At 46.6% G+C, this 24,768-nt stretch carries 22 protein-coding genes; 16 read left to right on the plus strand and 6 right to left on the minus strand.

Annotated elements, in window-relative coordinates; translation table 11 throughout:
* On the plus strand, positions 1 to 266 hold a 266-nt coding region (locus tag A3849_RS12990; RefSeq protein WP_143191804.1), incomplete at its 5' end, for a VanZ family protein.
* 99 nt (positions 267 to 365) lie between these two features.
* Here A3849_RS12990 and lacZ read toward each other — a convergent pair.
* Entirely contained in the window at positions 366 to 3,488 is a 3,123-nt protein-coding gene (lacZ, locus tag A3849_RS12995; RefSeq protein WP_074111806.1) for a beta-galactosidase, LacZ type, read from the minus strand.
* 107 nt (positions 3,489 to 3,595) lie between these two features.
* On the opposite strand from lacZ, the gene A3849_RS13000 reads away from it, so the two are divergent.
* Positions 3,596 to 4,420: an AraC family transcriptional regulator gene (locus tag A3849_RS13000; protein ID WP_074111807.1), complete on the plus strand. Its 825-nt coding sequence runs from the start codon at positions 3,596 to 3,598 to the stop codon at positions 4,418 to 4,420.
* Between the two features lie 40 nt (positions 4,421 to 4,460).
* Here the strand turns inward: A3849_RS13000 and A3849_RS13005 are convergent, their stop codons facing one another.
* Entirely contained in the window at positions 4,461 to 5,051 is a 591-nt protein-coding gene (locus tag A3849_RS13005) for a P-loop nucleotide/nucleoside kinase family protein (RefSeq protein WP_074111808.1), read from the minus strand.
* Positions 5,052 to 5,225: 174 nt separating this feature from the next.
* Between A3849_RS13005 and A3849_RS13010 the strand changes: the two genes are divergently transcribed.
* The 3 genes from A3849_RS13010 to A3849_RS13020 are packed head-to-tail and all read left to right on the plus strand — an operon-like array spanning position 5,226 to position 7,413.
* Positions 5,226 to 6,401, plus strand: coding sequence for a YARHG domain-containing protein (locus A3849_RS13010; protein WP_074111809.1), 1,176 nt, complete (start codon positions 5,226 to 5,228; stop codon positions 6,399 to 6,401).
* Positions 6,402 to 6,457: 56 nt separating this feature from the next.
* A complete protein-coding gene (locus A3849_RS13015; RefSeq protein WP_074111810.1) occupies positions 6,458 to 7,021 on the plus strand; it encodes a TetR/AcrR family transcriptional regulator in 564 nt (187 codons plus the stop codon).
* On the plus strand, positions 7,021 to 7,413 hold the full coding sequence (locus A3849_RS13020) for a DMT family transporter (RefSeq protein WP_074111811.1): 393 nt from the start codon (positions 7,021 to 7,023) through the stop codon (positions 7,411 to 7,413). Before A3849_RS13015 ends, A3849_RS13020 begins: the two co-directional genes overlap by 1 nt.
* 96 nt (positions 7,414 to 7,509) lie before the next feature.
* Here the strand turns inward: A3849_RS13020 and A3849_RS13025 are convergent, their stop codons facing one another.
* Positions 7,510 to 8,052, minus strand: coding sequence for an NADPH-dependent FMN reductase (locus tag A3849_RS13025; RefSeq protein ID WP_074111812.1), 543 nt, complete (start codon positions 8,050 to 8,052; stop codon positions 7,510 to 7,512).
* A gap of 119 nt (positions 8,053 to 8,171) precedes the next feature.
* Positions 8,172 to 9,629, minus strand: a complete 1,458-nt coding sequence (locus A3849_RS13030; protein ID WP_074111813.1) for an alpha-L-fucosidase — start codon at positions 9,627 to 9,629, stop codon at positions 8,172 to 8,174.
* A gap of 120 nt (positions 9,630 to 9,749) precedes the next feature.
* Between A3849_RS13030 and A3849_RS13035 the strand changes: the two genes are divergently transcribed.
* The 5 genes from A3849_RS13035 to A3849_RS13055 all read left to right on the plus strand — a co-directional run bounded on the left by A3849_RS13035 (position 9,750) and on the right by A3849_RS13055 (position 16,027).
* Positions 9,750 to 10,586 (plus strand): AraC family transcriptional regulator, encoded by an 837-nt coding sequence (locus tag A3849_RS13035; protein ID WP_074111814.1) that lies wholly within the window; start codon positions 9,750 to 9,752, stop codon positions 10,584 to 10,586.
* A 214-nt stretch (positions 10,587 to 10,800) separates the two neighbouring features.
* On the plus strand, positions 10,801 to 12,450 hold the full coding sequence (locus A3849_RS13040; RefSeq protein ID WP_074111815.1) for a spore germination protein: 1,650 nt from the start codon (positions 10,801 to 10,803) through the stop codon (positions 12,448 to 12,450).
* 25 nt (positions 12,451 to 12,475) lie between these two features.
* Entirely contained in the window at positions 12,476 to 13,579 is a 1,104-nt protein-coding gene (locus A3849_RS13045; protein ID WP_074111816.1) for a GerAB/ArcD/ProY family transporter, read from the plus strand.
* Complete coding sequence (locus A3849_RS13050; RefSeq protein WP_074111817.1) at positions 13,572 to 14,768, plus strand: Ger(x)C family spore germination protein; 1,197 nt, start codon at positions 13,572 to 13,574, stop codon at positions 14,766 to 14,768. The genes A3849_RS13045 and A3849_RS13050 overlap by 8 nt, the downstream gene beginning before the upstream one ends.
* A 488-nt stretch (positions 14,769 to 15,256) precedes the next feature.
* Positions 15,257 to 16,027: an NAD(P)H-dependent oxidoreductase gene (locus tag A3849_RS13055; protein ID WP_074111818.1), complete on the plus strand. Its 771-nt coding sequence runs from the start codon at positions 15,257 to 15,259 to the stop codon at positions 16,025 to 16,027.
* Between the two features lie 86 nt (positions 16,028 to 16,113).
* Here A3849_RS13055 and A3849_RS13060 read toward each other — a convergent pair whose 3' ends face one another.
* On the minus strand, positions 16,114 to 17,757 hold the full coding sequence (locus A3849_RS13060; RefSeq protein ID WP_074111819.1) for a cellulase family glycosylhydrolase: 1,644 nt from the start codon (positions 17,755 to 17,757) through the stop codon (positions 16,114 to 16,116).
* A 199-nt stretch (positions 17,758 to 17,956) separates the two neighbouring features.
* Here A3849_RS13060 and A3849_RS13065 point away from each other — a divergent pair, with 199 nt between their 5' ends.
* On the plus strand, positions 17,957 to 18,778 hold the full coding sequence (locus tag A3849_RS13065; protein ID WP_074111820.1) for a methyl-accepting chemotaxis protein: 822 nt from the start codon (positions 17,957 to 17,959) through the stop codon (positions 18,776 to 18,778).
* An 82-nt stretch (positions 18,779 to 18,860) separates the two neighbouring features.
* On the opposite strand, the gene A3849_RS13070 is transcribed toward A3849_RS13065, so the two are convergent.
* Positions 18,861 to 20,528 carry a ribonuclease J gene (locus A3849_RS13070; RefSeq protein WP_074111821.1) on the minus strand — a complete coding sequence of 556 codons (1,668 nt, stop codon included), beginning with the start codon at positions 20,526 to 20,528 and terminating at the stop codon, positions 18,861 to 18,863.
* A gap of 213 nt (positions 20,529 to 20,741) precedes the next feature.
* Here A3849_RS13070 and A3849_RS13075 point away from each other — a divergent pair, with 213 nt between their 5' ends.
* From A3849_RS13075 to kdpF, 5 genes are all read left to right on the plus strand, one after another.
* The gene (locus tag A3849_RS13075; protein WP_074111822.1) at positions 20,742 to 23,378 is read left to right on the plus strand and encodes a sensor histidine kinase; all 2,637 of its coding nucleotides are present in this window, start codon (positions 20,742 to 20,744) and stop codon (positions 23,376 to 23,378) included.
* On the plus strand, positions 23,371 to 24,087 hold the full coding sequence (locus tag A3849_RS13080) for a response regulator (RefSeq protein WP_074083390.1): 717 nt from the start codon (positions 23,371 to 23,373) through the stop codon (positions 24,085 to 24,087). The genes A3849_RS13075 and A3849_RS13080 overlap by 8 nt, the downstream gene beginning before the upstream one ends.
* Positions 24,088 to 24,289: 202 nt before the next feature.
* The gene (locus A3849_RS32855; RefSeq protein ID WP_178382676.1) at positions 24,290 to 24,433 is read left to right on the plus strand and encodes a hypothetical protein; all 144 of its coding nucleotides are present in this window, start codon (positions 24,290 to 24,292) and stop codon (positions 24,431 to 24,433) included.
* Positions 24,434 to 24,524: 91 nt separating this feature from the next.
* The gene (locus A3849_RS32860; protein ID WP_178381886.1) at positions 24,525 to 24,662 is read left to right on the plus strand and encodes a hypothetical protein; all 138 of its coding nucleotides are present in this window, start codon (positions 24,525 to 24,527) and stop codon (positions 24,660 to 24,662) included.
* Positions 24,659 to 24,736, plus strand: coding sequence for a K(+)-transporting ATPase subunit F (kdpF, locus tag A3849_RS33975; RefSeq protein ID WP_074083653.1), 78 nt, complete (start codon positions 24,659 to 24,661; stop codon positions 24,734 to 24,736). Before A3849_RS32860 ends, kdpF begins: the two co-directional genes overlap by 4 nt.
* Positions 24,737 to 24,768 lie beyond the last annotated feature (32 nt).

Here is a 24,768-nt window from a genome sequence, read left to right on the forward strand (position 1 = left end):
ATAAAAAAGTAATAACCAATCTGATATTTATATTCATAGTGAGTTTATTGATTGAAACCATTCAGGGGCTTTTTGGCATTGGAGCATCAGATATTGATGACATCATTTTAAATAGTGTGGGTGGATTGATCGGTATTTTAGGGTATAAGTTTTTATTGTTTATAGTAAGAGATTATAAAAAAGTACGTACTGCAATCACAATACTATCAGTATTTGGATTACCTGTTTTATTGAATTTATTATTTGTGGTGAAATTGCGCCTCTGAATCTGCACAAAAGGTTAATCCACAGAACCGATAAAAGGCGCGTTCCTCCTCATTATGAAGGGAAACGCGCCTTTTTCATTTTCATGAATCTCTTAGTGATTAAAGTACAGACAGTGTGAAGCGGAAGCTGTAAGGACGGTTGGCCGGCAGGGTGAACTCATCGTGTGTAGGAGCACCCCAGCTGTCATCACCGCCGACACCCATTTGTTTGTAATTGACTCGCAGTACGCTTTTGGTGGAAGGAGCCAATTTGTAGGTATGATCGCTGGCTTCCAGCTCTTCAGGCGTCCAAGGGAGTGCATTGATTTCCATCGGCAAGGTGCTCTCCACATGAAATCCATTGCCGGTTGCACTCTCCGTAAGAGAAGCAAAGCGAACTCCAGTTTTGTTGCCGCATTCCTGGGGTTTCAGGTAATTAACGAACTGATCTTTTACCTTCCCTGTGTAACGTCCCAGCTTGGCACCTGTCTGGCGGTCCCAGTAGTTCTCATGCGGGCCTTTGCCGTACCAGGAGATCGTATCCAGCTCCCCGTTCAGTTCAAAGAGCAATCCGAATTCGGGGATTTCCGGCAATGTATCGCTTCCTGGATTCAGCTCTTGTGAAATGTCCACCGTTCCGTCCGGTGTAATCTTATATTGCAGCAACAAGGTGGAAGCGGGCTCAGTACCCAGCAGGTAGTTCACTGTCACTGTGCACAGACTGTTATCTGCGGAATAAGAAAAGCCGGTAAGTGTTCTGTTATAGGAGACATCCTTCCATACCGCACAGCGTTTATCGAGTCCATTACCGAGATCGTTGTCCGTTACCGCTCTCCAGAAATTCGGTCTTACCGGCGCAAGCAAGCGTTCCTTGCCGGAAGAAGTATAGGAGAACAGGTCACCTGTTGTAGAATTGAAGGCCAGAGCAAAGCTGTCTCCCTGAACGGCAAGCTGATCCGTCTGTTCCGTGATGCGCAGTGTACTTCCAGCAGTCGAAGCATACACGGAGGGGCTTACTTCGAGATGCGGTGACAATATAAATTGTTCCCAGGCAATCTCATGTCCTGCTTCAGACCATGCTGTAGCGGCAGGCTGCGTGAAGGACAGAGTCAATACTGCTTCTTGATCGTTCACAAATGTGCTCTGGTCGTAAGGAATGGTGCATTCGGCCGTTTCCCCTGGTTCAGCAGAGATCTGCATTACACCTTCCTGAACAACTGCACCACCCAAGGCTACTGTCCATTTCAGCTCATACTCAGCGATGTTCGTGAACAGGTAGTTGTTGCGGATTTCAAAACGGCCTTGAGCCAGATCCGCAGCGGTTATTTTCAAATTCTGATAGCACTTTTTAACCTCAAGCAGTTTAGGAGTAACGGTACGGTCAGCGAAGAGCAGCCCATTACCGCTGAAATTACCGTCATGAGGCGTTTCTCCAAAATCCCCGCCATATGCCAGATAGGAAATACCGTCGGCAGTAGTCGTGCGGATAGCCTGATCAACCCAATCCCAGATGAATCCGCCCTGAATGATATCATATTGATCGAATAGCTCTGTGTATAAATGCAGACCTCCGCAGGAGTTACCCATCGCATGGCTGTATTCGCAGAGGATGTAAGGCTTTTTCGGATCATTCTTCGCATAATCCACAACTTCCCGCGGTTTGATGTACATTGTGGATTCAATATCGCTTGCCGCGTCCGACGGCCGGTAATGGAAGATGCCTTCATAATGAACGATCCGGCTTGGATCCGCTTCACGCAGATAATCATGCATCGCGATAAAGTTATCGCCTCCGAAGGACTCATTCCCGAGTGACCAGATGATCACGGATGGATGATTCTTGTCTCTTTGCATCATGGAATTACAGCGGTCAAGCACATTGGCGCGCCATTCGGGTCTGCTGGCAGGAACGTTGCCGTCATTCAGCTCTTTTTGACCATATTGCCAGGAACCGTGCGTCTCCAGGTTTGTCTCATCGATCACGTAGAGTCCATATTCATCACACAGCTCATACCAGATCGACTGATTCGGATAATGCGAGGTTCGAACAGCATTGATATTATGAGCCTTCATCAGCTCAATATCACGGATCATATCTTCTTTGCCGAGTGCGCGTCCGGTCTCACAGGAGAACTCATGGCGGTTCGTACCCTTGAAGACGATCCGTTTTCCGTTAATCTTCATCAGGCCGTCCTTAATTTCGAAGGTGCGGAAGCCTACTTTGGTGCTGACCGCTTCCTGCAATTCACCCTGTTCATTCTTCAAAGAGAGGACAAGAGTATACAGATTCGGCTTTTCGGCGCTCCATTTATCAGGTCCGACTACTGCTGCCCCAAGCTTCAGCTGCTGCAATTCACCATCTCCAAAGGAAACACCTGCAGATACAGGAGCGGCCCACACGTTCTTGCAAGAGCCGTCGTACAGCTGCATTTCAACCGTAAAGGTACCTGAATCTGTATTAAAATAATTCTCTACCTTCACATCCACGCTGAGTTCCGCATTGGCGTATTGCTCATCCAAGTCGGTGTGCACGAAAAAGTCAGCAATGTGAACAGGAGGGGCCGTATACAGATAGACATCACGGAAAATACCGCTGAGCCGCCAGAAATCCTGATCCTCCAGCCAGCTGGCATCACACCAGCGGTAGACTTCAACCGCCAGCGTATTCTCCCCTTCATGCAGATAGGCTGTAATGTCGTATTCAGAAGGTGTAAAGGTATCTTCCCCATAACCTGCGAGCTCACCATTGACCCACACGTAAAAGGCAGACTCAACGCCCTGGAAGCTGATATACACCGGCTGGCCCGCCCAATCCTCCGGCACTGTAAAGGTACGGATGTAGGAGCCTACAGGATTGTACTTTGTTGGGGCAAAAGGAGGCTTCAAATCCGGCTCGGATACCACCCACGGATAACGGACATTCGTATATTGAGGGTAGTCATAACCCTGAAACTGCCAATGGGAAGGGACGGGGATCTCGGCCCAGCTGCTGCTGTCATAATCTGTTGAATAAAAGTCTTTGATGCGCTTCTCAGGCGTCTCTGCAAAAGCAAACTTCCAGTTTCCGTTCAGCAGGTGATAATTAGGCGAAGCTGCCCGTTCACCCTTGAGCGCTTCGGGGATACTTGGATATGAGATCATGGAGGCATGTGCATCCAGGCGGTTCAGCTGAAAAATCTCCGGGTTGTTATTCCATTCCGGGTATCCATTTGCAGGGGGTTCATAGGTATATTTGTTGCGCACATTAACATCTCCTTATATTATTATATTCATATTATAAAATTCTAATACTCCAAGAGATATAAAAGAATATTCACTTCTATACCACAATATGAAACAGGAGAACTGACATGGAGAGCACATTGATCTTTTGTGAAACAGAAGAAATCGAGGCACTGCCGCTGTATGCGACAACTATCGGATTCTGGGAGCATCAACCGGAAATGGAACGGCCCTCGGGGTTCCCGGACTATCAGCTGCATCAGGTTCTTGAAGGCAAAGGGGAACTGTTTCTAAAGGATAGACGCTACATTGTGGAGCCGGGGGATGTTTTCTTTCTGTTCCCGCATGTTGCCCATGCCTATGCGCCAATCAGCGCTGAATGGAGACTGTCCTGGGTATCGTTTAATGGAAGAGAGGCGGGAAGGCTTCTAACGTATGCCGGAATCCGGGAATCGGGTCCGGGACGGCTGAATGAACTCTCACTGCTGAATCCTCTGCAAAAAATGCTGGAGTTGTCCCATGGCAACAGTCTCGATGTTAATATGGAGCGTTCCAAGCTAATGTATGCATTGATGCTTGATCTCAAAGCACAGTTGTCGGCACCGGCAGGCGGACAGGATGAGCTGGAACGCATCAAGCCGGTGCTACAGCATATCGAACAGAATCTGCACCGGACTCTGCCGCTCAAAGAATTAGCTGAGGTAGTTTCGATTTCTCCTCAGTATTTATGCCGTTTGTTCCAGCGGACGCTGCATGAACGGCCTGTAACTTATATTAACAAGCAGCGGATTAACCGCAGTAAGCAGTTGATGTTCAGCGGCAGGGAGAAGAAAATTTATGAGATTGCAGAGCAGGCGGGATTTGAGAATACCAGCTACTTCTGTGCGGTCTTCAAACGGGTCACCGGCATGAGGCCAGAGGAGTTCAAGCAGCTTCATGGGCTTGAGGGATAAGCATTAGGTATAAGACAAAGTAATTAATAATGGCGTTGTATTAAGCCAAACCGAATATAAACGTTTCGACTGCGTTGACTGCACCTTGAACATCCGGATTCGAATTATCAATCTGCAAGATATTTTCCGCCGGAAGCGGCCAGGCAACCGTTCGGCTTCCCAATGATGTGCTGAACATCTCCCAATTCCGGAACTTCCAATCATCAAGCGGTGAGTGCCTGTCTTCAATCCGTGCCCGGTACAATTCAGGGTCACCCAGGCTTACCAGGACTACCCTTACTTCGATTTCCTCAAGGGTACGGCCGATCCGGGCCAGCTCACTATTTATCCACCCAGGCTCTTCAGCCTCCTTGGTAAATGGGCCTACCACAAATACATCAGCTTCCAGTCCCATATTATCGAGCGCAGCATTCATGGTGATCCGGTAGCCCAGATCCCGGCATAACCTTTTATACTCCGCTGAATCCCGGTCGTCGGGGTCCAGACCGTGCATGCTCATGATTGCATCCGCAGCAGGCCGGAGCAGAATATCCATGTCCAGAACTACAGCTTTACGGCGCGATGCGACTGCTTTGGCCAAGGTTGTTTTGCCGGCACCCGCCGGTCCCAGAAAAAATACAAGCTGGTTCATCTCTGTCACTCCTTACCTATAAATATCATCCCTTTATCTTATCACGTATCTATCGGAAAATCTTTAAATCCGGTTGTAAAGTCACTGACAGTCTGCAGGTGAAATGCTACCTTGTTGGTATAACTAACTGGAGAATATCCAAGTTCTGCCGCTACATGAATGGAGGATGCTATATTGAATCGTCGTAAACTTCAACTGTTATTACTGATAGCATCAATACCGCTACAAATTGTCGGATGCGATACACAAAAAGCCGCACAGCCCGTTAAGTCGCCGGATGTGCAGCAAAATACGAATAACGTTCAAAGCAAAGATAAAGAAGCTTACAAGGGCAGAGATTATGTGTTTCGGGAAAGCAGCACAACGTTATTGACGGAAGACAACCTCAGCAACATCGACAGCAGAATACTTGAGCTGGCCCGGAATGAGATTTTTGCCCGGCATGGATTGGTGTTTGAACGGGCTGACCTGAATACCTTCTTTGCGGGCAAACGCTGGTACAAGGCGGATAGCAAATATAAGGGTAGTTTAACGGAAATCGAGAGCCAAAATATCAAGCGGATTCAGAAATACGAAAAGTTGATTTCGGCAAACAAGCTGGAAAGACAATGGGATGTGGATTATCACTTTCTGGGATATCGGCAGGAGAAAGATTCATTCGAACTTCAAAATGTCCATGTGGACATGAACGGTGACGGAGCTCTTGACCATATCCATATGACGTTAAGCAAACACTTCGAGGTAGATGACGAATGGATTCTGATGGTGAATGATACTACAGCGAAGATTTCTCTGTCTAATAATTCCATCCCTCATTTCAAGATCGTAGATGCCAATATCCAAGACCCGTATTTTGAACTCGCCTTGGAGGATACCAATGAGAGTGCGCAGCGTACTACATATTACTATTATTACAACGGAATAAGGCTGATAAGCATGGGGAAGCTGGGCGGGTTTACTGGTAACGCGCAAGCCATGGATGGCCAGGGAACCGCAGTGTCTCCGAGACAGGCTTATGATTTTCAGTGCTGGTTTTATCTTGAAGATTTTAAGTTGGACCGCAATCACTTGTGGAAAGAAGCTCCTGCAGATTTTTATCCAATGGAGCCGCCAACTCCCTGGGTAGCCAAAGTACGGTTTCCTATATACAAAACCTCCGGGAAGCAGGACATCCTCAAATGGGTAGAGCCGGGAGAGACGGTTTATTTTCTGGGCGGTGATACTAAGAAGTATGGGAAGATCAAGATGGCTGACGGCACAACCGGCTGGATTCAGCTTGAGAACCATAAGCTTTCCGGGACGGATACGGATATCAACGACTGTTTTGATGGGAGATTATTGTACGGTTAGCTTATTTGACAACTAAACCGTCCAGACGGTATAGTTATTTCAGGACGGTGATGAGTATGGATCCGCAAGCTCAAGAGAAAGAGAAAATCCCCAAACGAAAACTAATTTTACTTGCTGCCGCAGCAGTGATGAAGGAACTGGGGGGAGAGCAATTGACTCTGGATTTGGTTGCCAAGAAGGCGGGCGTCAGCAAAGGTGGCCTGTTGTACCATTTTCCCAGTAAAGAAGCGCTGGTGCTCGGTGTAGTGGAGGAGATGACGAAGACCTTTGAAGCTGATATCAGCAGAAGGATTGAGCGGGATACGGAAGGGAGAGGGAGATGGAGCAGGGCTTATCTCGAATCTACCTTAGATGATATTGGTGTCGGTAATGAAATGGGTCCGGTGCTGGCTTCCGCGCTCTTTTTCAATCCTGAATCTTTGAATAGTATCCGCTCTGCATATGTACAGTGGCAGCACAACATTGAGAATGACGGGATTGATCCTGTAAAATCGACCATCGCCAGACTTGCGGCTGACGGCTTGTGGTTTGCCGAAATGTTTGGTCTTGCTCCCCCTAACGAGGAATTGAAGGAGCAGGTCCGAAACGAATTACTACTCTCTGTGAAGGAGGTGAAATGATGGCTTATTTGTTATTGGCCTTATCCATTTCCAGTGAGCTGCTCGGAACCTCGATGCTGAAGGCTTCTCAAGGTTTTACCCGGCTGTATCCGTCCATTGTGACGGTTGTTGCTTTCGTGTGTTCGTTCTACTTCCTGTCGATATCGCTGAAGACAATTCCGCTTAATACTGCCTACGCGATCTGGTCGGGGCTTGGCACAGTAATAACAGTGATTATTTCGGTAGTTATTTGGAAGGAAAAGATTAATACAGCAAGTGTTGTGGGCATTGCCTTTATCGTCATTGGAGTGGTTGTCTTGAATCTGCTCGGACCGGGTCATGGTTCCGCTGATGATGCGGCCTCTTCGAAAGGGGCAATTCATACAGTACAAGAGCAAAGCGGGCTACATTAATCACAACATCCACTTGCCATTCATGGCGCTGTCCCGGGTCATAGTAAAAGCCACTTCAACATCTGAAGTGGCTTTATGGGTCTTAGCTAGCTTTATTTATGAACGCAAGGTCTTTAAGGCACCGCTCCATGCGAGTACTTGATCCAGCATAGCATTTACGTTAGGTGTGTGGAGGGCAGCCGGCTTGAAGACAGAACCGTTCTCGAAGTCGGTGAACAGGGATAATAGTGGATGTACACGCACATCGGCGACCATCAATTCGCCAAGAATTCCGCGCAGGTGCTCGGCTGCACGAACGCCTCCAGCAGAGCCGTAGCTGACGATGCCCGCTGCCTTATTGTTCCATTCTTCACGGGCGGAATCCAGTGCATTCTTGAGTGCTCCCGTAAGGCTATGGTTATATTCCTGTGCAATGAATACGAAACCATCGAGAGTAGCCAGTTTTGCCGCCCAAGCCTGTGCAGGAGCATAGTCATCCGATTCTCCAAGGAGAGGCAATTTATAGTCGGCAATATCTACGATTTCATACTTTGCATCTCCGCGTGCATCCGCAATACCCTTTACCCATTCGCCTACCTGCGGGCTCACGCGTCCTTGACGGGTGCTGCCCAGAATAATTCCGATGTTTAAGGTTGTCATTTAATTTTCCTCCTAAGTCGTTGTATTTGATTCTCAATCTGCTGTGTAACTTAACATATTTTTATTATAGCACATTACTTTTATATAGCAAGTGTTAATTAGAAACCATAAAATTTTTACTAATCAAGCTCAATCTTAAAAACAACCGGTGCGTTGCTTGCAACAGCAGTTGTTGTTAGGATAAGGGCTTCTTCCGTTCTCCGCCAGGCGGGTTTCTCATCGCACCCCAATATGCTGATATTCTTGATGATTCCCTGGAAATGATGGGATTTCTCTTTAAGCGACTCAATGTGGACTATACCTTGTTCAGGATACACAAGAACGGTGGCATATAGAACAGAGCCTTTAACCGTAAACCGGATATCCCTGCTTGTAAACAGTTTGGTCTGTCCATCTGTAAATTGGCCTTCCTGGATCTCTGTCGGTCCTTCACCGAAAGTGCGCCAGTAAGTCGTATCATAGATGGCTTCGCCGTTGACTTTGAGCCACTCCCCAATCTCCAGAAGAATATTTTTGTCCTCCCCGGGAATGGAGCCATCCGCCTTAGGGCCAATGTTCAGCAGCAGATTTCCGTTTTTACTGACAATATCGACCAGATCTCTGATAATCTCTACAGCGGATTTGTAATCATTATTTTCGGTGTAGCACCATGAATTCTTAGCCACGGCGGTGTCCGTCTGCCAGAAATAGGGCTTCAGCCCGGCGAATTGGCCCCGCTCCACATCAGGAACGCCAGTACCGAACATAAAGGCATCATGCTTATAATTGATCGCCACCGGAAATCCCCATTCTTCACCTTTGTTGTAATAATAAGCGGCGAATTTCTTGAGATAAGGCTTAAAGGCAGCGGTTTGAATCCACCAGTCAAAATAAAACACCTTAGGCTGATACTGATCGACCAGCTCACAGCAGCGGATCAGCCAGTCCTCCAGATATTCCTCTGTCGGTGGGGAACCATATAAGTCCTGATGCTCCGGTTCAGGCATTGCCGGCCAGTAGAAATCTCCAGGATTAAGCGGTTCATGAATATCGGATGCGAATTTTTTGCCATGAGACATGAAGAACCAGTGCTCTGCACGGTGTGAAGACACGCACAGCTCCAGATTCTGATCGGCAAAGGCAGTCTTCATTTCACCCAGAAGATCACGTTTTGGCCCCAATTCGTACGTGTTATAATGAGAGAAAACGCTTTTATACATCTGGAAACCATCATGATGCTCTGCAACTGGCATAATGTATTTGGCTCCTGACTGCTTGAAAAGCATTGCCCATTCGGCCGCATCGAAGTGCTCCGCTGTAAATAATGGAATAAAATCCTTATAACCGAAATCTGCATGCTTGCCATATACAGCCAGATGATGCTCATATTCCGGAGAGCCCTGAATGTACATATTGCGGGAGTACCACTCGCTGCCAAACGCAGGAATAGAATAGAGACCCCAATGAATGAATATTCCGAATTTTGCCTGCTCATACCACAAAGGAACCCGGAACTCACTTAACGATTCCCAATTATCCTTGAATCTGCCACACCCGATCGTATCATTGATCACCTTTAAGTAGCTGGCTTTGTCCATTATTGTTTCCATCCTCTCGAATTTCTAGTACCGCTTTCATTGTAGCGGGGGTTGGAGAGAATAGGTATGTAGACGATTAACTTGTTGATGTACAAAAATAACCCTCTAAGGCGGTTTATTATGGATAACCACATGCTGCTCACCAGCTACATATCTAACCTGAAGATTGATTTAATTATGGCGGATTATAATCTGTGCAGTACGGATTGGAAGGATTTGGACTACACCCCTGACTATAGCAAGTTTTATTTCATTTGCGAAGGCGAGGGATGGCTGAAGATCGGGGAGCAGGAGTACTATCCCCAGCCTGGTGAGCTTTATTTGATGCCGGAGGGAGTGAAGCAATCCTATTCTTGTATCAGTAGTCAGCCCTTCCACAAATATTGGTGCCACTTCAGTGTGAAGGCAGGAGATATGAATCTGTTTAAAATACTGGAGCTGAGTCATATATGCAGCTCCGTAGACCGCGAAATAGTCAAAGAAATGTTCACCAGCATTGTATTCTACGCTAAGTCGAGTGAGATTTACGCCCAGCTGCTTGCCAAGAGCAAGCTAATGGAGCTATTTGCCTATTACCTCAGCAAGCTGGACCTAAATGAAATCACATTGAAGAATTTAACCACCGTTGAAAAGCTAACCAACATCCTGAACCACATTGAAACCAATATTGAACAAAATATAACGGTACATGAGCTTGCCGAGATTGCGCATATGCACCCCAATTCCTTTATCCGCTTATTCAAAAAGCAGTTGGGTGTGCCTCCCATACAATACATCACGCGAAAAAAGATTGAAAAAGCCAAGGAACTGCTCACAGCTACAACCAGCACGATCAGTGAAATTGCCGTGCATCTCGGCTTCAGTGACCTGTTCTACTTCTCGAAGCAGTTCAAGAAGAATGCCGGGCTTACACCTACGGACTTCAGAAAACAGATGCAGATCCTTCATTTCGAATAACAGACTCCTGCCAGAGAAGTAGTCCCTGGCAGGAGTTTTTAGTATAGGAACATCCTTTAACAATGATGGATAGTTTTACCTTAGGTGAGTTTTATTAACTGTGACTAAAGAAATCTTTATTTTGGCACACTTTAGGTTATAGCCTCTCAACTGGAAACTGCAGATTTCATCACGGAGTGTTATTTCTAAAAAACTACAGTTAAGGATGATCAGGATGTGGTCAACTATCGTTTCTTTTATTCCTGATTGGATAATATTTATGCAGGCTGCAATTACGCTAGTGTGTCCTTTAGGAATTTATTATCTATACCATTCTCTGTATTCCGTTGTAGGGAGCGGAAGGGCCTCGAAAGCGGGAAAAGCTTCAGCTCCTGCTTCTCCTGAGAAAATGGCTACTCAAACCGGTCCACAGCTTAGCGGGAATTATGATGCTGATCTTGTGTCCATAAAACAAGCCATAGGCGAAAACAGTGATGTGCATTTTCGTGAGTTTATGGTGTATGGGTTTAATGTACGGGCTGTGCTTATCTTCATAGATGGCATGCAGGATGAAGGGTTGATCAACAAACAAGTGCTGCAGATTTTGATGCAGGACCTCAAAGTTGATAGTGAGGCTATAACCTTATCCAGTATCAAAGAAAAAATCCTTCCGCTTACGGAGCTTAGTGAAATCAATGAATTGGAAAAGCTCCAGGAGAAGATTCTGTTTGGCTATACAGCATTAATCGTAGAAGGGATGTCCACAGCGCTGTTAGTGGGATTGCCAAGCGGCTCCATCCGGGCGATTACAGAACCAGTCTCAGAAGGATTGCTTCGCGGGCCGCGAATTTCATTTTCGGAGGTCCTAAGCGAGAATACCTCCATGCTGCGCCGCCAAGGTCTTAATAAAAATCTGGAGATGAAGCTCTATGAGGTTGGAACCCGCATTAAAAGAAAGCTGGTCATTGCCTATATTAACGATATTGTAAATCCGGAGCTGCTTCAGGAGGTTAAGAACCGGATTTCAAAAATTGATATGGATTTTATCGCTGAATCCGGGTTTGTGGAGCAGCTGATTGAAGATAATTATCTGAGCCCTTTTCAACAGACTCAGAATACGGAACGCCCCGACCGGGTGATTAACTCTCTGCTGGAAGGAAGAATAGCAATACTGCTGGACGGCACCCCGTTTGCACTCATCGTTCCTGTGACCTTTAGTATGCTGCTGCAATCCCCAGAGGATTATTATGAGCGGTGGCTTCCGGGAACCATGTATCGGATCCTGAGGTTTTTCACAGCCTTTTTGGCGTTGCTGACTCCAGCATTGTACATTTCTTTTATCTCGTTCCATCCCGGATTAATCCCTACTCAGCTGGCGATAACCATCATTCAGACCCGTCAAGGCGTTCCATTTCCATCTGTTATAGAAGTTATGATCCTTGAAGTGTCCATTGAGATATTACGTGAAGCAGGGATTCGGCTGCCCAAACCCATTGGACCAGCAATGGGCATCGTAGGGGGCTTGATTATTGGCGATGCCGCTGTGGCGGCCGGGATTGTTAGTCCATTCCTGGTTATCGTCGTGGCGGTGACAGCGATCTCTTCCTTTTCAGTACCGATGTACAGTACGGGCATAACACTCCGCATTTTGCGTTTTGTTGGCATGCTGTTTGCATCCGTACTCGGGATGTTTGGAACGATATTGTTTTTTCTGCTGATCATCATTCATCTCAGTAAATTAAAGAGCTTTGGAGTACCTTATGTTACTCCTTTCGCTCCCATACGCTTTAGTGACTGGAAGGATCTCTACGTCCGCGCACCTCTGTCACTGATGAAACGAAGACCTGAAATGATGAAAACACAAAAGAAAAAGCGCAGATCCTAGGAAGTGAAAGGAAGGTGGGCGAGAAATGTTTGTACGCTCTAATGATAAAATCACATCGGGTCAGGCATCGTTATTCTTGACGAATACGGTACTGGGGGCGGGTATTCTGACTCTGCCCAGAAGTGTGACGCAATCAGCCAAAACTCCGGACTCCTGGATGTCCGTACTGCTGGGCGGGCTAATTGTAATGTTGGTTATTTTCGTTATGGTGAAATTAAGCCAGCAGTTTCCAGGGAAAACCGTTTATCAATACTCAAAAGGAATTGTAGGGACATTACCAGGAGGTTTTTTAAGCTCGCTGCTCATTATTTACTTTATTATCATTGCCGGATTTGAAATTCGGGTATTGGCTGAAATTACGATGTTTTTTCTACTTGAAGGAACTCCCGTTTGGGCCATCGTCATTCCATTTATCTGGGTGGGGGCCTATCTGGTGTTTGGAGGCATTAATTCCATCGCCAGAGTCTATCAAATCATTTTCCCCATAAGCCTTTTTATCTTGATTTTATGCTATATCCTTAGCATAAGAATATTTGACATTAACCATCTGCGTCCTGTACTGAGTGAAGGTCTTATGCCTGTCATTAAGGGACTGAAATCCACTGTTCTCGTCTATACGGGATGTGAGGTAGTGATGACGATTACAGCCTTCATGCAGCATCCCCAGCATGCGGTTAAATCCATGTTAGCGGGAATTGGCATTCCTATGGTCTTATACCTGCTGACTGTGATTGTTGTTGTAGGAGGCCTGTCAATAGATTCTGTGACTACGAGCACTTGGCCTACGATTGATTTAGTCCGCAGCTTTGAGATCTCCGGATTCTTTTTTGAACGATTCGAGTTTCCGCTATTGGTGATTTGGATGATGCAAATGTTTTGTAACTTCTGCAGTTTTTTCTTCAATGCTTCCCTCGGGATCTCTCAGGTGTTCAAGTTAAAAATTGCCCCTGTGATCTTCGGGCTAATGCCGTTGATTTTCCTCTCGACTATGGTTCCCAAACGTATGAATGATGTATTTGCTGTTGGTGATGCCATTGGAAGGATGGGAATAATATTGTTTATTTTGCTTCCTGTGCTGCTTTCGGTAGTTTTGATCATTCGAAAGAAAGGATTGAAGCAGAATGTGTAAACGTCATCCTCTCCTTATATTGCTAGCAATAACGCTCCTGATTACGCAATCCGGCTGTTGGAGCAGTAAGGAAATTGAAGACCTAAGCCTCTATACCGGTGTGGCTCTTGATACTGGGGAACTATCTTCGACAGAGCAGACATTGGTGGATGAGGGCGGGGATTATTTTAAGAAGAATAAGCTGACGGCGACTCTTCAAATAGTGCCCAAAAAATCGGCTGGCGGTGCATCCAAATCATCAAATAGCGAAAATAAGACACATTATATCAATGTCTCGGAAACGGGCGACTCTGTGCTGGAGATTTTTCGCCAATTCTCGATTCATCTGGACCGCCCGATCATTGGTCACCACCTGAAGGTAATCGTTATTTCTACACAGCTTGTGGAGCAGCAGAAGATAGAGCAATTGATGGATTTTATGCTTCGTGACAACGATATCCGTCCCAGCTGTGTTGTCTTCTTAAGTACCGGGCGAGCCTCAGATACTTTTACATTGAAAGATAAGGATGATATTCCTTCCTTTCATCTCAGTGAAATGGTCCGCAACCGCTTTAGAAGCAGCAAAGTAATGAAACCCGTCAACTTATCCACTCTGGATGCACGGATGCACTCTAAACAAAGCTTTGTGCTACAGAACATTATAGAAGCCAAAGGAGATATCGAGTTGTCTGGGGCTGGGATCATCAAGGGGGAAACCGGCAAATGGATTGGGTCATTCGAGCAGGACGACTTGAGGAGTATCAACTGGATCAAAGGAGATATCAGAGGAGGAACGATCAAGACGTACAATAATAACCATGAAACCATAACCTATGAAATCAAGTCCGCAAAAAGTAAAATAACTGCTAAAATCACGGAAGACAACAAGGTCTCATTTCACGTGAATATAGAATCGGATGGACGCTTAATTGAAAATTGGGACCCCGAGCAGCGCTCTACAAAAATAGGCTCCCTTAAAGAGAGGGAGAAGCTTTTTGAAAATAGATTGAGAGTCATGCTTAACCATTTGATGCAACAGATGCAGTCCACTTACAAGGTGGAGGTTGCCGGCTTCGGAGAACGCCTAAGTATTGAACATCCTCAGGTATGGAAAAAGCTGAAGGATCATTGGGATGATACCTTTAGCAAAGTACCGGTAACCTTTAGTATAAAGTTAACCATAACTGATTATGGGTCATTTAATGAATGAACGCACTTAGCAGACTTCTCAGTACTTGGTTGAGCAGGCTCCTGGCACACTAATTTGGAGAAAAGCAATCTACTGGGCTGTTTCTATGGCTTTCTTATGTACTCCATGCACGGGATCACCTTTACACCAGCGCCGCCCATAACACCGGGCGGCGTTTTGCTCCATATTATATATTCTCCACGTTGGGTGGGGTAATGTTAATTTCTATAATGACTGCCTCGATGAGCCATAGTTCCATTCACTTCCCTGAGAGTATGCTCCATGGGCTGCATGCCTCCTTCTGGACATTGACAGGGATCGCAGCAATTGGACTCAATATCTCCTTTTATCTGCGAGACCGTAAAGTGAGCCAAGTATAATAATCATAAGGTATGAAACAAATCTATAACCAGACAGAAATATGGATCTGTGCTACAATATGAATGAATATAATATTATTCATTCATATGACTGGAAATAATAAGATACACTCTAAAAGGAGGACTTCGATGAAAAAAGTTACGGCATTTCTCGGCACTCCACGAAAGCAAGCAACGTATAAGGCGGTACTTGAATTTGAAAAGTATCTGACAAATGATGCAGAAATTGAATTTGAGTATGTGTTTTTAAAGAATTACCGGTTGGACTATTGTCTTGGCTGCAAGCTTTGTTTTAACAAAGGTGAGGAACATTGCCCTTTAAAAGATGATCGTGATTTGCTGTTGGAGAAGATGCAAGCGTCCGATGGCGTTATTTTTGCGACTCCGTTATATGCCTTTCAGGTATCGGCTCCTATGAAGAATTTGCTGGACCGGCTCTCGTTTGTATTCCATCGGCCGCAGTTTTTTGGCAAGACATTCACAGCAATCGTCTCACAAGGAATACTCGGAGGGGGGAAGATCGTGAAATACCTTGACGATATGGGAGGATACTACGGCTTTCAAGTCGCCAAGGGTTGTGTATTGAACGCATTAGAGCCAACCACAGCAATTGTAGAGGCAAGAAACTCCCGCAAATTGAAGAACGCTGCAGCCAGGTTTCACAAGGAACTCATGCGTACTGCCATTCCTGTTCCTTCTTTGTTCCGTCTGCTGTTATTTCGAATGGCCCGAACAAGTATAAAAAGCATGCTGAATCCCCAGTACCGTGATTATCGGCACTACGAGGAGAAAGGCTGGTTTGAGTCTGGCTATTATTATCCTGTATCACTGGGGCCATACAAAAAATTATTAGGCCGCCTGTTTGATGTATTGGGGACACGTATGGTTAAACGTAGCTAACGTTCAAGGTGTCCGTTCATTATGTATACGGACACCTTGCCGCATTTTCATCCGGGATTTATTTTTAATGCATACCTCACATCAGGTTAAGGCTCAATCCCATAGATCAGCTTCCCTTTATGATAGATTGTGATATGATTATTCGCTGCATAGGTGGTAATGGCTGGTTTGAAGGAGTAATCATCCGCTTGATTGTAATTCGTCCAATTATTTTTATGAATGCGGAACTGGATGTCACCGGTTGTGCCATTAGCTGCAAGAGAGCCTGCGCTTGCCGTAAAACCGATCTCCGCATAGGTGTCGGCACCGCTCAATGGCTGCGCCATGGGAACAATCGTTGGCAGCAGCTTTTCTTTTCCAAAGGCAGCATAATCAAATTCCAAAGTCTGTGCGGTGTTTCCATCACTTGTGTACCAATAGCGGATCGTGAGTTCATTTAAAGGAATAGAGGTACCTGATTCGTTCTTGAGCTGCAGGCTCGCCCTGATTGAGTTAACAGCAGTCCCCGTTTCACCTGCCCGATAAAGAGACACGGCTTGCACGTCACCCGGGCCTTCCCCCGGATCAGAAGGAAACGTAACCGGCTTCATGATAGGGTCAAGCATCGCTTGCTTAGGCTCATTCCACGAAACCCAGTCATCCAGTAATAGCCCCCCGGTATCTCCACTGTTAGGATTAAGACTCCAGTAGGTCCAGTAGAGATTATTCTGGCCAATGTAGCTGACAAGTGCATTTTGCCATTTCCCTTCTACGGTGAGGGTATCTACACTGCGGCCGCCGAATTCACCTGCAAGGATTGGGGCGATTTGTTCTTTGCTGATATACCCCCAGGTATCATCCCATAGTTTGGGCAGGTTGTTCGGAAAGTTGGCAGCACTGAACCAAGGCTGTGACGCTACACCGGGCCCGTAATCATGTGGAGAATAGACTACACGGTTCGGCTGGGTTAGCACAACCGGATGATTCCGCACACCAGTCAGGTTGCCGCCCCACCAGTAGCCGGTGGAGTTACCCTGTACGTTGGTTTCGACGCCTTCCACGATGATTAGCCAGTTCGGATTCGCGGCAAGAATCGCATTTCCCGCACGCTCACTGGCGAGCTGCCAGTCTGTGGCAAGATTCCCGGTGCCCCAGCTTGCCGTGCCGTGCGGCTCATTATGCAGATCTGCCCCAATGACCGTGGGGTTATTCGCGTAGCGTTCAGCCAGCATCACCCAATCACTGATCCAACGGGTTTCGGGATAGGCCGTAGTGTACCAGAGTGTCGATTGCCCTCCCGAATCTGGACGATGACGGTCCAGAAAGATCCGAATACCGCGTTTCCCGGCTTTTTCAACCAGTTTATCCATGATCTGAATCGGCTTTAGACCCACGAGGTCTGGATTTTTGGCATAATCGATACTGTTGGCGGCAGAACCTGCATCCAACATCTGGTTGCAGTAGGGCAGGCGGATCAAGTTATAGCCTTCTGCCTTAATTTGGTCGAGTACATCATCCATGGAACGTGACCACAAGCCGTGCGGAGAATAATTTGCGGTTTCGAAGCCAAACCAATTGAGTCCGTTGAATACTGCGGTGTTGCCTGATGAATCCACGATCCGGCTGCCTGAAGTGTGATAATAGCCCTCTGCACCTTGAGCCTTTACCTTTTGGCCCGGATACGCATAGGCACCTGCCAGCAATACCAATGCAACGAACAGTAAACCAAATTTCCTGAACCCAAACGTCATTCATTTTCCTCCTCTTTATCTTTTCAATGAGGTCAGACTGTATAGCATACGATCGAAATGTAAACGTATTCGTTAGAGCCAAGCTGCAAATATGTAGAAACAGCGACATCACTATAACTTTCATACAATTCCCCTCTTAATTTATGGCTGGAATGTGACGATAATAATGGAAAAATGCTTGAATTAGGAGAGAGACGTCATGGACAACTTAAATGCCTTAGTTTTAGCTGCACCATTCTTCAAACAGATTCATTCCCAGGATATTATGGTCGGGATCACCGACAAGGAAATATTCCATTATTATGCTCCCAGCAAAGTGCTGGATTTCGGTCTGACCAAAGGAAGCCCGATTCCTCCGGATGACCCTTCCCTCGGAAATGCGCTCGCAGGTCGAGCCACAACCAACCGGCTGTCGCCCGAGCTGTATGGGGCTACTGTGATTTCTTCAGCTGTCCCGATTTATGATGGTGAAGGGGAGATTATTGGTGCCTTTGCGATCGCTTATACCTTGGAGAACGAGGATAAAATGGAAGAACTGACTGGCAGCATTAACCAAATCAGCGGTCAACTGGTCGATATGGTTCAAAATGTTGCCGCCCAGTCCGAAGAGTTATCGGCTACCACAGCACAGATTCTTGAGAATTCACGAAAGACGGTAGAAGAGTCTAATCAGGTCAGCAAGGTAGCGGGCTTTATCCGTGAAATTTCCGAACAGACCAATCTTCTGGGGTTGAATGCTGCCATCGAAGCCGCGCGTGTTGGGCAGGAGGGGGCTGGCTTCGGTGTCGTCGCCACAGAAGTGCGCAAATTGTCCGTGCATACGAGGGATGCAACCAAATCGATAGAGGATTCACTAAATACGGTTCAACGCTCAATCCGTCAAATGGAAACGGAAATCGAAGCCATTGCCGCTTCATCTTCAGAGCAGGCCGAAAGGGTCATCGAGTTCAGTGATGTTATTGAACGGCTGAACCAGACCAGCGTCGAAATGGCAAAATTCATTAATTCTATGATTCAGTAACATCAATCAAATCCCGTACAAATCCCGTAAAAAAATCCGCAGACAGGGCTTAAAGTCCATAATCTGCGGATTTTTCCCATTTCTAGACCTCAATGATAATGGGCAGAATCATAGGTCTGCGTTTCGTGCGTTCATACAGGAATTTACTTAATGTTCCTTTTATGGTTTCTTTGATAATATTCCATTGTCCGAGGTCTGCCGGGCTCATCTTCTGAAGAGTAGCTGTAATCAGCTGGTTGATCTCTTCCATCAGCGTATCCGAGTTGCGCACGTACACAAAACCTCTGGAGATCGTATCCGGCTCGTTCAGAATCCGCCCGTCACTTTGGCTTAATGTAATGACTGTAATCAGAATCCCATCCGCAGACAGCTGCCTGCGGTCGCGCAGTACAACACTGCCAATATCCCCGATTCCCAGACCATCCACGAAAATTTGTCCAGCTGTGACCCGTCCGGTTTGGCGGACATCTCCGCCGTTTGACTCAACAATTTCCCCATTTTTCAAAATAAAGATATTCTCACTCTTCACCCCTACGGCCTCAGCCAGCAAACTATGGTGGTGAAGCATCCGGTACTCCCCGTGAATCGGGATAAAATATTCTGGTTTCATCAAGGTAAGCATCAGCTTCAATTCCTCCTGGCTGCCATGCCCCGAGACATGAAGCTCACTGCGGGCTCCGTATATTACTCGTGCACCCAGCATATACAGATTATCAACGATCCTGGAAACGTTGCGTTCATTGCCTGGAATCGGATTCGCCGCGAGGAGTACGGTATCTCCCCGGCTGATCTCAAGCTGTCTGTGGCTGGAATTCGCGAGACGGGATAATGCTGCCATAGGCTCCCCCTGGCTTCCTGTGCATAATATAGCGATCTTATCCCGTTCCACTTTGCCGGCTTCAGCTGTCTCTACAAGCATGCCCTCGGGGATATGTAAATACCCCAGTTCTTGGGCTACTCCAACGACATTAACCATGCTTCTGCCCAGCAGGGCGATCTTGCGTCCGGTATGCTCAGCTGCGTCAACAATCTGCTGCAGACGGTGCACGTTCGAAGCAAAGGTAGAGATAAAGATCCGATTCTCCGCTTGTTGAAAGGCTTCCTCCAAATGAGCGCCTACCAGCCTTTCCGAAGGGGTAAAGCCAGGCCGTTCCGCATTTGTACTCTCCGATAAAAGAAATTTAACCCCCTTTTCTCCGATTGCCGCCATTTTATGTATATCTGGATACTGCTTGTTGACAGGAGTCATATCGAACTTGAAATCACCAGTATGAACCACTGTTCCTTCGGGTGTATCGAAGACAATGCCAAGGCAATCCGGAATACTGTGGTTGGTTCGGTAAAAGGTAGTGGTGATGGAACCGAAGTTCAATGTGGACTCCGTATCAATACAATGCAGCTCAGTCTGGCGCAGAAGCCCATGCTCCCTAAGTTTGATCTCGATTAAGCCGAGTGTCAGGCGGGAAGCATACACTGGAATATTCAGTTGTTTGAGGAAATATGGGATACCGCCGATATGATCTTCATGCCCATGGGTAACCACCAAAGCCCTGACTTTATCTATATTACTAAGTAAATAGGCAATATCGGGAATAATTAGATCAATACCAAGAAACGTCTCATCCGGGAATTTCGACCCGCAATCAATGACAATAATGTCTTCGGCGTATTGCAGAAGATACATGTTTTTGCCAATTTCATATACACCACCCAGAGCTGCAATCCACAGCCGGTCGCCCGTCATCTTCATGCTGATGCCTCCTTTATTTAGATAACGTATAGTATGTGTAATTTTTACAGGTTTATCCAGAGAGAATTGAATTCATATATTCACAGGAGAATCTTAATACAATCTTAATGCTTGATCCAAAACCGTAATACTATGCTGATTTGCCTCATGCTATACTTACGGTAAAACGATTACAGCTGCATTAGCTGCGGATAGACAGAAAGAAGGCATGGAATGGCAGTACGGGGAAAGCTAAAAATATATTTCAGCTATGCGGCAGGAGCCGGCAAAACCTGTGCCATGCTGAGTGCTGCCCGGGAAGAACAAAAAGACGGAATGGATGTAGTGGCCGGGATCATTGAGAACCGGGACAGGCCTGAAACGGAGGCACTGCTGGTTGGCATGGAACAGATTCCTCCCCAGAAAATATCCCGGGAAGGAACGGCCATGTATGAATTTGATTTGGACCGGGCGATCCGGAGACATCCGGAGCTGATCCTGCTGGACGAGCTTGCACATACCAATCCTGCGGGAAGCCGGCACAAAAAAAGATATCAGGATATGGAGGAACTGCTGCGTGCAGGAATTGATGTCTATACCACCGTCAATGTCCAGCATATAGAAAGCCTGCAGGATCTGGTGGTATCCATCACAGGTCTTTCCGTACACGAACGCATTCCGGATCATGTATTAGACAGTGCCGATCAAGTGGAACTGATCGATATTGAACCTGATGATCTGATCGACCGTCTGAATAGAGGGAAAATCTACCACGAACAACCTCAAAGCCAAAATACGGGCGGATTTAGCCCGGAAAAGCTGATCGCGCTCCGCGAGATTGCCCTGCGCTACACGGCGAGCCAGCTGAACCGGATTGCGCTTCAAATTAGTAGCCAGGAAGCTAATCAAGAGCATTACTCCAATGAGCATATTCTCGTGTGTCTGTCATCGGCAGCATCTAACAAGAAGGTAATCCGTACTGCGGCGAGAATGGCTGAGGCATTCCATGGGGATTTCACAGCGCTGTTCGTTGAAACACCGGAAACGAAGGGGCTTACCCAGAAGAATAAAACCGAGCTGAGAGCGAACCTGCGGCTGGCGGAACAGCTTGGTGCTCAGATTGCGACAACTTACGGGGAAGATATTTCAGGACAGATCGCAGAGTATGCCAAAACAAGCCGGGTCTCCAAAATTATTCTGGGCCGTTCACACTCAAAAAGGAGTTGGTTCGGTACCACTAATATCATGGACAAATTGGCTGCGGCCTCTCCGAATATGGATATTTATATCATACCGGACACTCAGCCTGCCCTTTACAACAGATTTCCGCAATATCGGGTTTCGCCGCGGCTCTCACTGACCAGCACCATCAAAACTTTTGGAATACTCCTTGTCTGTACTGTCATCGGCTTGTGGTTTAGTGCCCTGGGTTTCAGGGAAGCAAATATCATCACTGTATATATATTGGGCGTTCTGCTAAGTGCGATGATTACCGAAGGAAGACTTTATAGTGCTGCAACCTCTATTTTCAGTGTGCTGGTATTCAATTATTTTTTTACCGCACCTTACTTTTCCCTGCGGGCGTATGATTCCGGATATCCGGTCACCTTCCTGGTGATGCTGGCAGCTTCTTTCATAACCAGTACGCTGACAATGCGGGTTAAGGAACAGGCAAGACAATCTGCGAAAAAGGCCTTTCGTACCGAGGTGCTGCTGGAGACTAGCCGCAAGCTGCAGCAAGCCAAAGATCCGGCTGCCATCATCAATGAAACGGCGCAGCAAATGGTTAAGCTCTTGGACAGGACAGTTATTTTTTATTCTGTATTGCCCGGTTCCTTGTCGGAACCACTTATATTTCCCAAAGAAGATTCGGCTGCCGACATGCAGATCTATACAAGCAGCAGTGAGCGTTCAGTAGCCGACTGGGTCTACAAAAACAATAAGCGTGCCGGAGCCACTACAGATACTTTTTCTGCTGCTGGCTGTCTGTATCATGCGGTTCGCGGAGGAGACAGTGTTTTTGCCGTAGCCGCTATCGTGATGGAGAACGAAGACCCGCTGGAGGTATTTGACAAGAGTCTGGTGATTGCCATGCTGGGAGAGTGTGCGCTGGCGCTGGAGAAAGAGCAATTGAATGAAAAACAAAAGGAAATCTCCATCCAGATTCAGCAGGAGCAACTCCGGGCGAACCTGCTTCGGGCCATTTCTCATGACTTACGTACACCGCTCACCAGCATTTCCGGAAATGCCGGTATTCTTATAGGGAATTCTGGTGTACTGAGCGAGGAACAGAAGACAGGGCTGTATACAGATATTTATGACGATTCCATATGGCTGATCAATCTGGTAGAGAACCTGTTATCGATTAGCCGGATCGAAAATGGAAGCTTGAATTTGAATGTTCAGGCAGAGCTTATCGAGGAAGTCATTGCTGAAGCGCTGCTGCACCTGAATCGAAAAAGCACTGAACATATCATAAGTACTGTGCTGAGTGACGAGCTGATCATGGCCAGAATGGATTCCAGATTGATTATCCAAGTGCTGATCAACCTGCTAGACAACGCGATAAAGTATACAGGAACCGGCTCTCATATTACCCTTTCGGCCAAAAGGGATAAACAAATGGTAGTGGTTGAGGTCGCTGATGACGGTCCTGGTATCTCTGATGAAGCCAAGACCAGGATATTCGATATGTTCTATACGGCGGATAATATCCGCGGGGATGGACGCCGGGGACTGGGCCTCGGGCTGTCTTTGTGCAAATCTATTATTAATGCCCATGGCGGCACATTTGCCGTGCATGACAACTTCCCGCAAGGGACCCTATTCCGCTTTACCCTGCAAGCAGAGGAGGTAAACGTTCATGAATAAACCTTTGATTCTCGTTGTTGAAGACGACAAACCGATCCGCAAGCTTATAACCACCACACTGGAGACACAAGGGTACAAATACCACACGGCTGAAACCGGAGAAGCCTCTATCCTTGAAGCGGTATCGGGGCAGCCCGATCTTATGATTCTGGATTTAGGATTACCGGACATGGATGGTGTGGATATTATCCGTAAAGTACGTTCCTGGTCCAATCTTCCCATTATTGTGGTCAGTGCCCGCAGCGAGGACCGGGACAAGATTGATGCACTGGACGCAGGAGCAGATGATTATTTGACCAAACCGTTCAGTGTGGAGGAACTGCTGGCCCGGCTTAGGGTGAGTCTGCGGCGCATCCGGTATGACAGCGAGAAGCTGTTGAAGGATGCCTCTGTTTTTACGAATGAGGGCCTCAAAATCGACTATGCGGCAGGCTGTGTATGGCTGGATGAAGAAGAAATTCATCTGACCCCTATAGAATACAAGCTGCTGGGCCTGCTCGCCAAAAATGTGGGCAAAGTGCTGACTCATAATTACATTCTTCATGAAATTTGGGGCAGCCACACGTATGATATTCCCGCCCTGCGTGTTTTTATGGCTACCTTAAGGAAAAAGATCGAGAGAACTCCCTCGCAGCCCAAATTCATTCAAACGCATATTGGCGTCGGATACCGGATGCTGCAGGTTGGCGATGACAACAAAGCCATTTGAACGAGCATGTGTAAAAAGCGGAAGGATAAGGCTGTAAGTATAAGCCTTGTCCTTCCGCTTTTTTTTGTATAGAAAATGAGCCTCATTCTTCTCCTAACCTTAACGTGATCTTTATCTGCTCCGGCAAATCCTAATCCTGAATAAATGGCTGCAGTGTTACGCTGGAAGGGTAGTGAACAGCCGAAGAGAGAAGGAGTTATGTATGAATGAGTTCTTAAAAAATGCTGGTCTTATCTCCATCATAGCCGGAATTCTATTTGTTGTGAAAAAATTCTATGACCATTACTATTGGCAAAGCCTGCTTAGTGAAGAGAATGAGGAGGATGAGGAGCAGCCCCAATCTTAATGCAATCTTAATTCGCTGCCGGAATCTCTAATCCTTAACTAATGGCAGAAATGTTACGCTGAATTTAAGAAAAAGAGAAAGAGATCAAAAGATGATAGTGAGAGGAGTGGCAAAGAACATGATGGATGTGTATATGGTGGCAGCTCTGGCGGTGCTTTTCGTACTCCTTTACGCCTTTGCACAGTGGTGCGGACATATGACTGATGATACAGGGGGGACGGAACAATGACGGTGGTTATTGCTGCAACCTTGCTTCTGTTTCTGTATTTGGTATATGCCCTGATTCATCCAGAGAAATTCTAAAGATTCATTGAATGATGCTAAAAGAGAGAGTG

Origin of the sequence: Paenibacillus sp. P46E (assembly GCF_001909095.1) — a bacterium.
Lineage (GTDB): Bacteria > Bacillota > Bacilli > Paenibacillales > Paenibacillaceae > Paenibacillus_AQ > Paenibacillus_AQ helianthi.

Coding starts and splice junctions, on each gene's coding strand:
- kdpF (WP_074083653.1), top strand. CDS start 24,659: ATGACGGTGGTTATTGCTGCAACCTTGCTTCTGTTTCTGTATTTGGTA.
- A3849_RS13035 (WP_074111814.1), top strand. CDS start 9,750: ATGGATAACCACATGCTGCTCACCAGCTACATATCTAACCTGAAGATT.
- A3849_RS13050 (WP_074111817.1), top strand. CDS start 13,572: ATGTGTAAACGTCATCCTCTCCTTATATTGCTAGCAATAACGCTCCTG.
- A3849_RS13020 (WP_074111811.1), top strand. CDS start 7,021: ATGGCTTATTTGTTATTGGCCTTATCCATTTCCAGTGAGCTGCTCGGA.
- A3849_RS13070 (WP_074111821.1), bottom strand. CDS start 20,528: ATGAAGATGACGGGCGACCGGCTGTGGATTGCAGCTCTGGGTGGTGTA.
- A3849_RS13060 (WP_074111819.1), bottom strand. CDS start 17,757: ATGACGTTTGGGTTCAGGAAATTTGGTTTACTGTTCGTTGCATTGGTA.
- A3849_RS13040 (WP_074111815.1), top strand. CDS start 10,801: ATGTGGTCAACTATCGTTTCTTTTATTCCTGATTGGATAATATTTATG.
- A3849_RS13030 (WP_074111813.1), bottom strand. CDS start 9,629: ATGGACAAAGCCAGCTACTTAAAGGTGATCAATGATACGATCGGGTGT.
- A3849_RS13025 (WP_074111812.1), bottom strand. CDS start 8,052: ATGACAACCTTAAACATCGGAATTATTCTGGGCAGCACCCGTCAAGGA.
- A3849_RS13080 (WP_074083390.1), top strand. CDS start 23,371: ATGAATAAACCTTTGATTCTCGTTGTTGAAGACGACAAACCGATCCGC.
- A3849_RS13045 (WP_074111816.1), top strand. CDS start 12,476: ATGTTTGTACGCTCTAATGATAAAATCACATCGGGTCAGGCATCGTTA.
- A3849_RS13075 (WP_074111822.1), top strand. CDS start 20,742: ATGGCAGTACGGGGAAAGCTAAAAATATATTTCAGCTATGCGGCAGGA.
- A3849_RS13000 (WP_074111807.1), top strand. CDS start 3,596: ATGGAGAGCACATTGATCTTTTGTGAAACAGAAGAAATCGAGGCACTG.
- A3849_RS13065 (WP_074111820.1), top strand. CDS start 17,957: ATGGACAACTTAAATGCCTTAGTTTTAGCTGCACCATTCTTCAAACAG.
- A3849_RS32860 (WP_178381886.1), top strand. CDS start 24,525: ATGATAGTGAGAGGAGTGGCAAAGAACATGATGGATGTGTATATGGTG.
- A3849_RS13055 (WP_074111818.1), top strand. CDS start 15,257: ATGAAAAAAGTTACGGCATTTCTCGGCACTCCACGAAAGCAAGCAACG.
- A3849_RS32855 (WP_178382676.1), top strand. CDS start 24,290: ATGAATGAGTTCTTAAAAAATGCTGGTCTTATCTCCATCATAGCCGGA.
- A3849_RS13005 (WP_074111808.1), bottom strand. CDS start 5,051: ATGAACCAGCTTGTATTTTTTCTGGGACCGGCGGGTGCCGGCAAAACA.
- A3849_RS13015 (WP_074111810.1), top strand. CDS start 6,458: ATGGATCCGCAAGCTCAAGAGAAAGAGAAAATCCCCAAACGAAAACTA.